Source organism: Nocardia sp. NPDC001965 (assembly GCF_053594175.1).
Window position 1 is genome coordinate 23,581 of record NZ_JBSFDZ010000044.1, and the last position, 12,597, is coordinate 36,177.

A 12,597-nucleotide genomic window follows, 5' to 3' on the forward strand; every position below is an offset into this window, starting at 1 on the left:
CGCCCGCAGCGGTGTCGGTGTGTTCGGATAACAATGTCACCGTGTCCACACTGCATGTTCATCGTTTCGGCCCGGCCACCGGGCCGGTGCTGCTGGCCCTGCACGGCCTCACCGGTCACGGGAAACGCTGGGAGGCGCTGGCCGCCGCGGCCCTGCCCGATATCCGGGTGATCGCTCCCGACCTGCGCGGACACGGCCGTTCCACCGCCCTCCCGCCGTGGGATTTCGAAACGATCGTCGCGGATCTGGTGGCCTCGATCACCGCGGAAACCGACGAACCGGTGCTGGTGGTGGCGCACTCCTTCGGCGGCGCGTGCGCCCTGCACCTGGCCCGGCGGCATCCCGAACTCGTCCGCGGTCTCGTACTCCTCGATCCGGCCGTGGCGCTGGACCCGGCGTGGTTGCACGAGATCGCCGAGGCAACCCTCGAATCACCCGATTACACCGATTCCGACGAGGCCCGGATGGACAAACTCGCCACCGGCTGGGGTGCGGTCGCGCCGGAACTGCTGCGCGCCGAACTCGACGAACATCTGGTACCCGCCGCGAACGGCCGGATGCGCTGGCGGGTGGATACGGCGGCCCTGATCGCGTACTGGGGACAGCTGGCCCGTGCCGTGGCACTGCCCGCACCCGGCCTCCCGACCGTGCTGGTCCGGGCCACGAAGGTGGACCCGCCGTTCGTCACCCCCGGTCTCCGCACCGCTCTCGCCGAGCGCCTCGGCGACGATTTGACCGTGCACGAATGGGACTGCGAGCACATGGTGGCCCAGATCCTGCCCCACGAGACCGCGGCATTGATCCGCGCCGCACTGTAGGCGGCCCCGTGGCCACCACCGACGAACAGATCGAGCGTGTGCGTGAACTGGTCGCGTCGATTCCGGCCGGCCGGGTCGCGACCTACGGCGATATCGCCGCGGCGGCGGGACTGTCCACCCCGCGGACCGTGGGCTGGATCATGCGGACCGATGCCGCCGATCTGCCCTGGCACCGGGTGCTGGGCGCCTCGGGCCGGCCGGCGGCCCACCTCGCGACGCGCCAGCTGCGATTGCTCGCGGCGGAGGGTGTGCCCGTCATCGACGGACGGGTCGATCTGCGCGGCACGCGGCATCCGTTCGACTGAGCCACCGGCGACCGGGCCGGGGACCGGCGGATTCGGCCGTTCCCCTGCTGCCGCTCACCACCCCGGTCGCCGCAGGGCCGGTCAGCCGGGGTCGAGAATCCGTTTCAGGAATCGCCGCGTCCGGTCCTGCTGCGGATCGCCGATCACCCGATCCGCCGGGCCCCGCTCCACGATGACGCCGTCGTCGAGGAACAGGACCTGATCGGCCACCTGGTGGGCGAAGCGGATCTCGTGGGTGACGATCACCATCGTCCAGTCCTGCGCTGCCAGATCCTTGATCACCGCGAGCACCTCGCCGACCAGTTCCGGATCCAGCGCCGAAGTGGGTTCGTCGAACAGCACGACTCGCGGTTTCAGCGCCAGGGCACGCGCGATCCCGACCCGCTGCTGCTGGCCTCCCGAGAGCTGGAACGGGTAGGCGCCGGCGCGGTCCCCGAGTCCCACCTGGTCGAGCAGGACTTTCGCCTCGACCACGGCCGACTCCCGGGGACGCCGCTGCGCGACCACCGGCCCCTCGATGATGTTCTCCAGCACCGTGCGATGCGGGAACAGGTTGTGGGACTGGAAGACCATGCCGCTCTGTGCCCGCAGCCGGCTCGCCTCCCGGCGGCCCGCCCGGCCCGCCGGGAGCCGGGCGAAGTCGATCTCGACCTCGTCGATGCCGACGATGCCGCGCTCCGGGATATCCAGTGCGTTGAGCGACCGCAGCACGGTGGTCTTACCGGATCCGGACGGCCCCAGCAGCACGGTCGAAGTCCCGCGGGCGGATTCGAAATCGATCCCGCGCAGGACCTGCCGGTCCCCGAAGGATTTCGTCAGGCCCCGCACCCGGATACGGGCGGGCGCGGTACCGCTTTCGGTGGTGTCGGTCATCTGGCCACATACCTGTCGAATCGGGTCTCCAGTCGTTTCTGCGCGGCGGACAGGGCGACGCAGATCACCCAGTAGTACAGCGCGGCGAACGTGTAGAGCGCGAGGAAGTCGTTGCTCTCGGCCGCCGCGAGCTGCGCTTCCCGGAACAGTTCGGTCAGCAGCACCACCGAACCGAGGGATGTGTCCTTGAGCAGCGAGAGCAGCGTATTGGACAACGGCGGCACCGCGGTTCTGCTCGCCTGCGGGAGGATCACGCGGCGCAGTGTCTGCGCATAACCCAGGCCGATCGTCGCCGCCGCCTCGAACTGGCCCTTGGGCACGGCCAGAATCGCCGACCGGATCACTTCGGCCGCGTAGCCGGCCACATTGAGGCTGAACGCGATAACGGCGGCGACGAACGGATCGAACTTCAAGCCGATCTGGGGCAGCCCGTAGAAGACGATGAACAGCTGAACCAGCAGCGGAGTGCCACGGATGACGGAGATGAACGCCCGCGCCGGACCGGCGAGCAGCCGGTAGGGCGAGATACGCGCGAGCGCCACCAGCAGTGCGAGTACCAGCCCGATCGCGAAACTCAGCGCGGTCAGCGGGATCGTCACCTTCACCAGCCCGACGAACATCGGCCACGCCGCCCCGCGCAGCACCTCCCAGGTACTGCGGTGGCCGCGGCCGCCGGAGAGGTCGGCATCGCCGCCGTCGGGCACCGTGACATCGGCGGCGAAGTACTTCTGCGACACAGCGGTGAGCGTCCCGTCCGCCGCCAGGGCGGCGATCGCCCGGTTCGCCTGATCGAGCAGGGCCGCGTCGTCCTTGCGGAAGGCGAGCACCTGCTCACTGGTTCCCGCCCCGGCATCGGCGACGATCTCGATATCGGTGGATCCGGTACTGGCCAGATAGTCGAGGACGGCGATGTTGTCGTTGACGATCGCATCGACCCGGCCCTGGGTGAGCAGTGCCGCGGCCTGCGCGAACCCCTCGACCGCCTCGACCTCGGCCCCGGCCTCCCGGGCGAACCGGGCCCAGTTGCTGGTGCTCGACTGCGCGGTGGTCCGGTCGGCGAGATCGGCCGTGCTCCGGATGCGTTCGTCACCGGTGCGGCGGACGATCACCCCGTGGGAGTAGGTGTAGGTGCTGGACAGACCGTATCTGCCGCGGCGTTCGTCGTTGACCGAGACCTGGTTGGCGATGACGTCGATCCGGCCCGAATCCAGCGCGGGAAAGATCGCGTCCCATTGTGTCTCGACGAATTCGAGGTCCCATCCGGCCCGGTCGGCGATCGCCTCTATCACCTCGATATCGAACCCGGTCAGCTGGCGAGTCCGCGGATCGTGGAACGAGAACGGCGGATAGGTGCCCTCGGTGCCCACGCGGACCACGGGCCGGTCGGGATCCTGGGCCGCGGCGACTCCCATCTGAGTGGCCGCGGCGAGTATCAGCAGCAGGAACAGCAGCGCGCCCCTGAACATCTGTCGCACAGGCGACCCCCTCGTATCGGCCGGTACCGGTATCCGGCACTTGGAGGGTAATGCGATCGGGAGCCCGAAGCCGACTGTTCGCGCGGGCTGCCGGACTTCCCGGGCCGGGCCCGCCCACCGGCGGGCCACGCGGCGCCACCGGCCGCGCATCGTCCCAGACGGCGAATAGCATGACCGTATGCCGAATTCTCCGCTGGCCCCGGACGTGATCGTGCTCGCCGGGGGCCGGGCCAGCCGTATGGGCGGTGTCGACAAACCGGGCCTGGTCGTGGGCGGACGATCCATGCTGGAAACGGCATTGGCGGCGGTGGCATCGCTCGGCCGGACCGTGGTGGTCGGGCCACCCCGGCCCGATCTCGGCGCGCATATCCTGCAGACCCGGGAGCGGGAACCGGGCTCGGGTCCGGTGGCGGCCGTCGCTGCCGGAATATCCGCGCTCGGTGCGGGTCCGGCCTCCCATATCGTGGTGCTCGCCGCCGACATGCCCTTTCTCACCGATACCGCGATCAGCGAATTACTGCGGCACAGCGCCGATTTCGATGCGGTGTTCGCCGCCGACAGCTCGGGGCGCCCCCAGTACCTCATCGGCGTGTGGCGGACCGAGTCGCTGATGGCCCGGCTCCGCGAACTGGAGACGCTGATCAATCAGCCGATGAAAGCCCTGGTCCCGCCTCGCACGAAGATCGTCACGCTCCCCGGGGTCGACGACTGCGATACCCCCGGCGAGATCGATGCGGCACGCGCCGCGTTCGATACACCGGCGAACGGGGTTCGCGGCGGAGCCGGGGCCGGGCCCACCCGGCCGGGCCCACCGGCGGATCCCGGCCCGATCCCGCTGGACCGGGCCCGGCACATACTGCGCGACCGCCTCACCCGGCTTCCCGAACGCCCGGTGGACCTGCGCCGGGCCCGGGGCGCCGCCTTGGCCGCACCGCTGGTGGCCGGCGAAGCACTCCCCCGCTTCGACGTCTCGGCCATGGACGGTTACGCGGTGGCCGGCGACGGCCCGTGGAATCTGCGCGCCGATATCGGATTCGCCGGCGGACAGCGGCCCGACGGGCTGCACCCGGGCGAGGCGGTGCGCATCGCCACCGGAGCACAGGTCCCCGAGGGCACGACCCGGGTGCTGCGCGACGAATTCACCCGGACCGATACCGACCGCCTGTACCGGCTGCCGGACACCCCCCTGCGCGCCGATATCCGCCGGCGCGGTGAGGACCGCGACCCGGGGGACGAAATCGCCGCGGCGGGAACCCCGGTGACCACTGCGCTCGTCTCCGCGGCGGCCGCGGTGGAGGTCACCACCGCCGCCGTCCGCGGCCCGGTCCGCGCCCGGATCGTGATGACCGGCGACGAGATCCGCAGCAGCGGCCCTCTGCAGGCGGGTCAGACCCGTGACTCGATCGGCCCGATCCTGCCCGATCTGCTGGCGGCCCACGGCGTCCCGGTGATCGATCAGGTCCATCTCCGCGATACCGCCCACGGTTTCGACGAAGTCCTGGCCACCGCGACCGACTGCGATCTGCTGGTCGTGGTCGGCGCCACCGGCGGGGGCGCGGCCGATCAGCTCCGTGGCGCCCTCGACCGTTGTGCGGGCCACCTCCTGGTACCTCGGCTGGCCCTGCGGCCGGGCGGATCCACCGTCGTCGCCGAACTGCTCTCGGCAACGACAGTTCTCGGCCTCCCCGGCAACCCCTACGCGGCGATCGCCACAATGCTGGCCCTGGTTCCCGCGATCGTCGACGGCCGCACCGGCGCCCCGGCCCGGCGCCGCGCCACCGGGCCACTGCGCAATGCGGCCGAGATCTCCGGTCCGGTGGCCCGGATCGTGCCCGCCCGGTACAGCGACGAGGGCGGGTGGATCGGCGATCCCGCCATCCGCACCGCCCACCTCGGCGGTCTCGTCGGCCGGGACGGTCTGGTCGTGGTGGCGCCGGGAGCCCGGGACGACGACAACGTCGAGTTCATCCCGTTGCCCTGAGCGCGAGCGGGTGAGGCCGCACATGGCGCGGCACGGCACGGCACCTACTGTGCAGCCGATCGCCGGCTCCGTCGGCGCCCACCGGCGTCACGACGATCGCGCACGGGCCCGAAGGCGATTCCATCGACGTCAGAGGGGTGGCCGGTAACCAGTGGACGATGACGCTGATACTCGAGGACGGTCGCAGGGCACTGCTGATGCACCGCCACCGGTGGATCATCGACCAGTGGGTGTGGGAACTACCGGGTCGATACGTCGACCACGCCGAGAACGGGCCGCAGCGGCCGCTCGTGAGGTCGAAGAGGCGACCGGCCGGCGCCCCGCACGATGGTGCACCTGGTGACCTATCAGCCCGCGATCGGTATTCTCGACCACCCACAGGCGATCCACCTCGCACGCTGGGCCTACCTCACCGACACCCGGCCCGACATCAACGAAACAGAATCGATCCGATGGGTGCCGCTCGCGGAAGCTGCGCAGGTGATCGGACGTGGCGAGATCGTCGGAGCGGCGACCGTCGTGGGCGTGTACCGGGCACTCATACTGACTCGAGACAGGACAGACCAGGGCATGAGGCGCCAAGGGCCCCTGCCGGTCCCACGCGCTTTGCACGGCAGCAGCCTTTCGCTGGATCCGATTCGGCCGCCGTTGCTGGGAAGCGCTCTACCGGTTCGAGTGAGAAGCTGTGCACTCACACCCTCGACTGTCGGCAAACAGCAAAGGCGGCCTTTTGGAGATCAACGTCGCCGAGTGGGTGACCGACCCCACGCCGTCGCCGTCCCCGGGACCGCCGCCCACTCCGCCCCCTTCGAAGCCCCAGGGCCGGCCGGTCGAACTCGACCCTCCATCCCGAGCATCGAAGGCCTTGGCCGACTATATAGTCAGGGCCCGGTCCGTCTTCCAGGATATGGCCGATTTGCTGGTCACCCCGGACTATGCGGTCCCCCCACCCATAACTCCACCCGCAAATCCATCCGTGCCGACTGCCGATACGACCATCGATTTGGCCGGATTCGCCAAGGCATCGTATTCGACCCTCCAGAATGTCCTACAGCATCATTCGGCGGGGTGGCATGGCGCCGACGGCACCGCTGCCACCATTACGCAACGAGTCGCGACCGTAGGGGCGATGGCCCTGCAAGAAATCAAGGACATGGTCTGTCGACTGCAGGACGTGTTGAATGCGGCCGACCTCGATTCAGCAGTGCCCGCCTCCTACACCGAACGCTCTTCGGCCGGTGATGAACTTTCGTCGTTTGCCGAATACAGGATTGCCGTCACGGTCGAGCGAACGCTCGAGCAAGCCGACGAAGTCGTCAGCCGTGCACAGGCGGATTTGGGCATCGAAGGATCCAATTCGTTGGCCCCGGTGTTTCCGACTGTTCCCGAGGGGATCATGCCGCCCCGAACTGTCCCCATGCCTGAGCGACAGCGGCACCCGCAGGGCCCGACGACATTGGAGGTATGAGGGATTCGGGACGCGATCACGACGGAACTCCGCCACCACCGGAATCTCCTGGTAAGGAGCAAGGCGCGCTCTTACATCACGGAAACAGGCATGCGTTCGGCGAGACTCCACGGCACCGGCCATCTCGAGCGCCCGGGTACCGATTCGGACCGCCTCGCACGGATCCTCGGGAACCGAGCTCGATGCGAGCAAGCAAAGGTGGAACACCTTCCCCGCCGGTATCCATCACTCATCTCGAGCGATTGCCGCGCAAGCACCGCGGCGCGATCGTTCTCGCCGAGATCCCGGAAACACTGCCCGGCCTTCGCCCACATGTACGCCGAGTCCGGGTAGGCCCGGGGGGACAGCTCGGACCGCCGGGGTCGAAGGCCGCCCCGGCTGCGTTCAACGACCGGAACATCGGAACCCCACATGATCAGATAACCGGCGTCGAACCAGTCCACCGACTCCGGCACGTCGGTCTGATCGCCGAAAACCTGCGGCGAGGCCACCGGCAGGTCGGCGTACCAGTTACAAACCCAGAAGCGGCCGCCGTCACCTGCTGCCCTTCTGCCGTACGGCGGCGGCGATCCGCTTTTCCAGCCGCTGGGAAGTGCCGAATCGGCACGGCAGCCGCCGATCGTCTACGCTGACTGCCCGATCCGACCGCGCGGCGGTCGCTCGAGCAGGTTCGAGGTACGCGATGTTCAGCGTTTTCCGATGGGGGCGGAATCGGCGCCCGGTATCCCGCACAGCCGCCGTATGTGCGGTGGTCGCGGCGATCGGTGCGGCGCTGATCCCCGGATCCGTCGCCGCGGCCACCCCCGCGGTGACGGTGTTTCCGGGGATGGAGATCCGGCACACCGAGATAGCCGACGGCAAGGCGGTGACCACCCGCTGCACTGTGGGGCTCACCGGATCGATCGGTCCGGCACAGTATGCGGTGACAGCCGGCCACTGCTACCACGAGGGAATCGTCACCGATAAGGTCGGGAACCCGATCGGCTATTTCGAATTCCATCGCCCCGACGAGGGCCTGAAGTTCGGGTTCGGGCTGATCCGCCTGTACGAGGGCATCGGCGTCGCCGCGTCCATGGGACGGTTCGGGCTGTCCACGGTGGACATGAAACCGCAACTCAACCAAGAGATCTGCAAGATCGGCGCCACCACCGGCTGGACCTGCGGGACGATCACCGAAGCCAACGAGGAATGGCTGTACGCGACCAATGCGCTCGGCGCCGAAGCCGGCGACTCCGGTGCGGTGGTCTATCGGCAGACCGCCGACGGCCACGCCGCGTTCGTCGGCATCCTCGTGGCATACGACGACGCCCAGGGCCGCAGCGCGGTGGTGGAACCGGCCGCCCTGCTGTTCGATCAGATCGACCGTTACGGCCCCACCCGGGACAACAAGTTCGTGTGGTACCGGGTCTGATCCCGGCTCAGACGCCGAGCGCGCCGGCGAAAACGGGCCAGGACCGGTGCAGATCATCCTCCCAGTAGGCCCAGGCGTGGGTTCCCGGATGGAAGTGGACGGTCGCCGGTATCCCGGCAGCGGCCAGGGCGGCCGCCAGCGGGCCGGTGCAGTTGCCGACCGCCGTCTCCATGGCGCCGCCGACCAGCATCCGGTCGGCCAGCCGGAGCGGATCGCCGTCGACACCACGCGAGTTCAGTACGTCGTATTGTCCCGGTATCCCGTTTCCGGCGGAGATGTAGAGCGCGGTCGGGCGCAGCCGGTCCAGATGCAGCATCGGATCGTGTTCGGACCAGGCCGGATTGTCCGGGGCGCCCCACATATTGGTCGCGTTCGCGCCGAAAAGCGCGAGCTGCGAATACACCATGGCGCGGGCCACTGGATCACTGGTGCGGGTACAGCCGCTGTAGGCGCCGACCGCCCGGTACAGGCCGGGTGCCCGGATCGCCAGATTCAGCGCGGATGTCGCCGACATCGACAGGCCGGCCACCGCATTGCGGCCGGTCGACCCGAAACGGGCATCCAGCAACGGGGGCAGCTCGCGGGTCAGAAAGGTTTCCCATTTGCTCCGGCCGAGTACCGGATCGTCGGTGAGCCAGTCGGTGTAGTAGCTGGCCCGGCCGCCCATCGGGACGACGACATTGACCGGTTTGTCGGCGAAGAACTCCTCGACATCGGTACGCCGCATCCACGGACCGCCGTCCTCGCCGCCGTCGACGGCATTGAGCAGATACAACGTCGGCGCGCCCGGACCCGGATGCGAAATCCACAGGGTGATCGGCTTGTCCATGGCCGCCGAATGAACCACCACTTCGAACTGCCGGCCGCCGAGCGGGCGCATATCCAGGATCCGGGCCGGCTCCGCCGCTTCCGCCGACGCCGCCGATACCGCGGGTAGCAGCGTGATACACAGTGTGAACAGGTACACCAGGCAACGCGGCAGCCGGTTCATGCGTGGTTTCTATCACGGCGGAGACGGCTGCCCGCCGCATTCACCTCGCGTGTTCTTCCCGGGCGTGCACCCGCAACGCCGTGATCGCGCCGGCCCGGCGACCGCATCTGCGCTGCGGAGCCGGACGTGGTACGCGAAACCGTCCACGCACCGTCCGGTAACCGGCCGACTGCTGAGGACTACCGACGAAATCACCCGTGGCGAACGGCACGCCTGCCCCCGCGAGGCAGTGCACGAACCGACACATCGGCGGTACTCGCCCGATCTCGGCCGAACCGGGACGGAGCCGCGACCACCCCGGCCACCCACCGATAAGGACCGATCAGGACCGGGAAAGGTCACTGTGGCCCCGGGGCGCGGTCGTGGCCGGTCAGCGCACGCGCGAGCGGTCCGCGTCGCGGACCGCGGCACGGTAGCGTTCGGCGATCAACCCGACCACGGCAGGGTGGACCCCGATCGGCTCGGCCACGCCGGTAGCCCCGGCTCCGTGCAACCGCTCGTGGAAGAGCCCGTGCGCAAGCAGATAGGAGGCGACGAACACCCGCTCCTGCCCGGCCGCGCGCATCTGCTGCACCATCTCCGGAACCCGCGGTGTTCCGGTGGCAACGTAGGCGGTTCGCACCGGAGTCGAGAGTTGCGCGGTGAGCATGGCGGCGGCGCGGCGCACATCGGCGCGGGCCCGCGGATCCGAAGACCCCGCGGCCGCGAAGACCACGGCGTCCCCCCGACGCCAGCCGGCCGCCCGTAACCGCAGGGCCATGACCCGGGCCAGCGCGGGATCCGGCCCCATCGCGGCGGTGACGGCCACCGCCGGATGGCCGCTCTCCGCGACCTCCCGGGGTACATCCTGGTAGACGTGGTAGCCGGAAGCCAGGAAAGCCGGAACGACCACTGCGGGAACGGTTTCGCCGACCGCAGTGGACCGCGCGGCCAGATCGCGCAGCACCTCGGCGGGTGAGGGGCCGAGTACATCGACGAACGCGGTGCGCACGGCCGGGGTCGCGGTGACCCCCGGTCCGCGGCCCGTTGCCGGATCGGCGACGCAACCACAGGCCGGGTATCCGTGCGCGCCGGGAACTTTCGCGGCCCGCTGGTCCGGGCCGGCGTTGTGCCCGCACCGGCCGTCCGCCGCCGCCGGTGCGCCCAGTTCCCGGCCGACCGCTTCGGCCAGCCCGGCGATCATCTGCACACCTCTGGTGCTGCGGGTGCCGTGCGCGACCAGCACCAGCGCGGGAACCGGCGGCCTCATCCGGGGACCACCGTGCGGATATAGCGCGCGTTGCGCGCGGGAACCGGCGCCGCGGATGCGGTATCGGCATTGTTGTCGATACATTCGGCCGGGTCCATGGCCAGCCGGTAACCGCGTTTGACCACGGTCTGGATCGCCTTCGGCGTGCCCAGACCGGCCCGCAACCTTGCGATCGCGGTCTCCACCGCATGCGTATCGTCGCCCCCACCGGGCAGCGCCGCCAGCAGATCTTCGCGGGAGACGACCCGGCCCGGATGGCGGGCCAGCGAGCGCATCAGCGCCATGGGCGCCGGGGCGAGCTGTTTCACCTCGCCGTCCACCACCACACACGCGCCGCGCACGCTGATGGTGTGACCGCAGGCGTTGATCCGCCCGGCGCGGCGCGGAAGTTCCTCGGCGACATGACGGGCCAGCGCACCCAGCCGGGCCCGGCCGGGCATCGTGGTGGGCACACCGAGTTCCTCGAGCGGAGCCGCCGTGATCGGCCCCACGCACGCTGCCGGAACCCGGCTGCGCAATGCGTGCAATACGCCCTCCAGCACCCCGGTTTCCTTGGCGCGCATCAACATCGAGGCCACCGCCGGGGCACTGGTGAAGGTCACACAGTCGATCGCCGAGGTGACGATCGCCTCGATCAGCTGGTCCATCGGGCCGCGGTCGGCGGGCGGCTCCCACCGGTACACCGGCACCGGCACCACATCGGCGCCCGCACAGCGCAGCACCTCACAGAAATCGGGAATCGGCTCCCATTCGGTGGTGGCCCCGTGCAACTGCACGGCGATCCGGACACCCTCGACACCTTCGGCCAGCAGATGATCCAGCACTTCGGCCGAGGACTCCGACGCCGGCGACCACTCCTCACGCAGTTCGGCGGCCCGGATCGCACCCTTGGCCTTGGGCCCGCGCGCGAGCATCCGGGTGCCACCCAGGGTGGACCGCAGCTGCTCCGCCAGACCCCAGCCCTCGGCGGCCTCCATCCAACCGCGGAAGCCGATACCGGTGGTCGCCACGGTGATCCGGGGTGGGTCGGCGACCAGCTCACCGGTGACCCGCTCCAGTTCGGTGTCGTCGGCGAGCGGAATGATCCGGATGGCCGGCGCGGAGACCACCGACGCACCCCGCCGGGTGAGCAGGGTGGCGAATTCCTCGGCCCGGCGGGCCGCGGTGATACCGATCGTGAAACCGGCCAGCGAAGTATTCGCGTCCGGAACCGTCATGCTGTGCAGCCGTTCGGGGCCACGGTCACGGGCCGGTCCGAGATCGACACCTGTCCGTCGTCCACACGCACGGAATATACCGGCAGGCTCTCCGTGTCGTTGTCCAGGCACCGCCCGTCGATCAGCGAGAAGGCCTGCTTCAACAGCGGCGATGCGACCACCGGCTCACCACCGCGATCACCGACGATCCCGCGCGACATCACCGCGGCCCGGCCGAAGGGATCGATATTGCCGACCGCGTACAGCGTGCCCTCGGGCAGCAGGAACAGTGCTGCCTGGGCGCCGCCGGGCAGGAGTACCGCCACACCGCGGCCGGGGATCAGGTATTCGAGCGGGCAGGCCCGAGTCCACCCGGTGGTGGCGGGAACAACTGCTGGGGTATCGATCACGGTCATGATGCCTCCTCGGAAGCTACTACCTGCGGTCCGCGGCGGCCGCAGTAAAAACGGAGGAAACGCATCGTTGCGCCTCCCCGGAAGCGGGACCATGCGGTCCGCGGCGGCCGAAGCGAAGGCGGAGGTATCGCATTACCCATTGGTACCGGCGACCTGTTTCCTGGTGGTTAAGTCGTCATTTCCCACTGGTAGCGGGCCGCACCGCCACTCCGACCCCGGACGCTGGTCACGCTCGGCTACCTCCTCCGGGCAGACTGTGCGGAACCGGCCTCCCCGGCACGCCCTGCGTGGTCACGCTCCGCTACCTCCTCCGGGCATGCCGGGCAGACTGTGCGGAACCGGCCTCCCCGGCACGCCCTGCGTGGTCACGCTCCGCTACCTCCTCCGGGCATGCCGGGCAGACTGTGCGGAACC

General features: G+C 69.6%; 11 protein-coding genes and 1 pseudogene. 5 read left to right on the top strand and 7 right to left on the bottom strand.

What is annotated here, in order from left to right:
- The first annotated feature begins 41 nt into the window (after nt 1-41).
- Together ACWCPQ_RS31280 and ACWCPQ_RS31285 are read left to right on the top strand one after the other, a co-directional pair.
- On the top strand, nt 42-818 hold the full coding sequence (locus tag ACWCPQ_RS31280; RefSeq protein ID WP_449905592.1) for an alpha/beta hydrolase: 777 nt from the start codon (nt 42-44) through the stop codon (nt 816-818).
- A gap of 8 nt (nt 819-826) precedes the next feature.
- Complete coding sequence (locus tag ACWCPQ_RS31285; protein ID WP_449905594.1) at nt 827-1,123, top strand: MGMT family protein; 297 nt, start codon at nt 827-829, stop codon at nt 1,121-1,123.
- An 81-nt stretch (nt 1,124-1,204) separates the two neighbouring features.
- Here the strand turns inward: ACWCPQ_RS31285 and ACWCPQ_RS31290 are convergent, their stop codons facing one another.
- Together ACWCPQ_RS31290 and ACWCPQ_RS31295 are read right to left on the bottom strand one after the other, a co-directional pair.
- A complete protein-coding gene (locus ACWCPQ_RS31290; protein ID WP_449905596.1) occupies nt 1,205-1,996 on the bottom strand; it encodes an amino acid ABC transporter ATP-binding protein in 792 nt (263 codons plus the stop codon).
- Nucleotides 1,993-3,462, bottom strand: a complete 1,470-nt coding sequence (locus ACWCPQ_RS31295; protein ID WP_449905620.1) for an ABC transporter substrate-binding protein/permease — start codon at nt 3,460-3,462, stop codon at nt 1,993-1,995. The genes ACWCPQ_RS31290 and ACWCPQ_RS31295 overlap by 4 nt, the downstream gene beginning before the upstream one ends.
- 187 nt (nt 3,463-3,649) lie before the next feature.
- Here ACWCPQ_RS31295 and ACWCPQ_RS31300 point away from each other — a divergent pair, with 187 nt between their 5' ends.
- Nucleotides 3,650-5,452, top strand: coding sequence for an NTP transferase domain-containing protein (locus ACWCPQ_RS31300; RefSeq protein ID WP_449905598.1), 1,803 nt, complete (start codon nt 3,650-3,652; stop codon nt 5,450-5,452).
- A gap of 976 nt (nt 5,453-6,428) precedes the next feature.
- Nucleotides 6,429-6,920, top strand: a complete 492-nt coding sequence (locus ACWCPQ_RS31305) for a hypothetical protein (protein WP_449905600.1) — start codon at nt 6,429-6,431, stop codon at nt 6,918-6,920.
- Nucleotides 6,921-7,309: 389 nt separating this feature from the next.
- Here ACWCPQ_RS31305 and ACWCPQ_RS31310 read toward each other — a convergent pair.
- A pseudogene (locus tag ACWCPQ_RS31310) lies at nt 7,310-7,432 on the bottom strand (molybdopterin-dependent oxidoreductase); the annotation flags it as partial.
- 170 nt (nt 7,433-7,602) lie between these two features.
- Between ACWCPQ_RS31310 and ACWCPQ_RS31315 the strand changes: the two are divergent.
- On the top strand, nt 7,603-8,331 hold the full coding sequence (locus ACWCPQ_RS31315) for a hypothetical protein (RefSeq protein ID WP_449905602.1): 729 nt from the start codon (nt 7,603-7,605) through the stop codon (nt 8,329-8,331).
- 7 nt (nt 8,332-8,338) lie between these two features.
- Here the strand turns inward: ACWCPQ_RS31315 and ACWCPQ_RS31320 are convergent, their stop codons facing one another.
- From ACWCPQ_RS31320 to nirD, 4 genes are all read right to left on the bottom strand, one after another.
- The gene (locus tag ACWCPQ_RS31320; RefSeq protein WP_449905604.1) at nt 8,339-9,322 is read right to left on the bottom strand and encodes an alpha/beta hydrolase; all 984 of its coding nucleotides are present in this window, start codon (nt 9,320-9,322) and stop codon (nt 8,339-8,341) included.
- Nucleotides 9,323-9,692: 370 nt separating this feature from the next.
- Nucleotides 9,693-10,571, bottom strand: a complete 879-nt coding sequence (locus ACWCPQ_RS31325; RefSeq protein ID WP_449905606.1) for a sirohydrochlorin chelatase — start codon at nt 10,569-10,571, stop codon at nt 9,693-9,695.
- Nucleotides 10,568-11,788: a uroporphyrinogen-III synthase gene (locus ACWCPQ_RS31330; protein WP_449905608.1), complete on the bottom strand. Its 1,221-nt coding sequence runs from the start codon at nt 11,786-11,788 to the stop codon at nt 10,568-10,570. Before ACWCPQ_RS31330 ends, ACWCPQ_RS31325 begins: the two co-directional genes overlap by 4 nt.
- On the bottom strand, nt 11,785-12,183 hold the full coding sequence (gene nirD / locus ACWCPQ_RS31335; RefSeq protein WP_449905610.1) for a nitrite reductase small subunit NirD: 399 nt from the start codon (nt 12,181-12,183) through the stop codon (nt 11,785-11,787). The genes ACWCPQ_RS31330 and nirD overlap by 4 nt, the downstream gene beginning before the upstream one ends.
- Nucleotides 12,184-12,597 lie beyond the last annotated feature (414 nt).

Excerpts from the sequence above, each read along its gene's own strand:
- ACWCPQ_RS31290 (WP_449905596.1), bottom strand. The coding sequence starts at position 1,996 with ATGACCGACACCACCGAAAGCGGTACCGCGCCCGCCCGTATCCGGGTG.
- ACWCPQ_RS31295 (WP_449905620.1), bottom strand. The coding sequence starts at position 3,462 with ATGTTCAGGGGCGCGCTGCTGTTCCTGCTGCTGATACTCGCCGCGGCC.
- ACWCPQ_RS31300 (WP_449905598.1), top strand. The coding sequence starts at position 3,650 with ATGCCGAATTCTCCGCTGGCCCCGGACGTGATCGTGCTCGCCGGGGGC.
- ACWCPQ_RS31315 (WP_449905602.1), top strand. The coding sequence starts at position 7,603 with ATGTTCAGCGTTTTCCGATGGGGGCGGAATCGGCGCCCGGTATCCCGC.
- ACWCPQ_RS31320 (WP_449905604.1), bottom strand. The coding sequence starts at position 9,322 with ATGAACCGGCTGCCGCGTTGCCTGGTGTACCTGTTCACACTGTGTATC.
- ACWCPQ_RS31325 (WP_449905606.1), bottom strand. The coding sequence starts at position 10,571 with ATGAGGCCGCCGGTTCCCGCGCTGGTGCTGGTCGCGCACGGCACCCGC.
- ACWCPQ_RS31330 (WP_449905608.1), bottom strand. The coding sequence starts at position 11,788 with ATGACGGTTCCGGACGCGAATACTTCGCTGGCCGGTTTCACGATCGGT.
- nirD (WP_449905610.1), bottom strand. The coding sequence starts at position 12,183 with ATGACCGTGATCGATACCCCAGCAGTTGTTCCCGCCACCACCGGGTGG.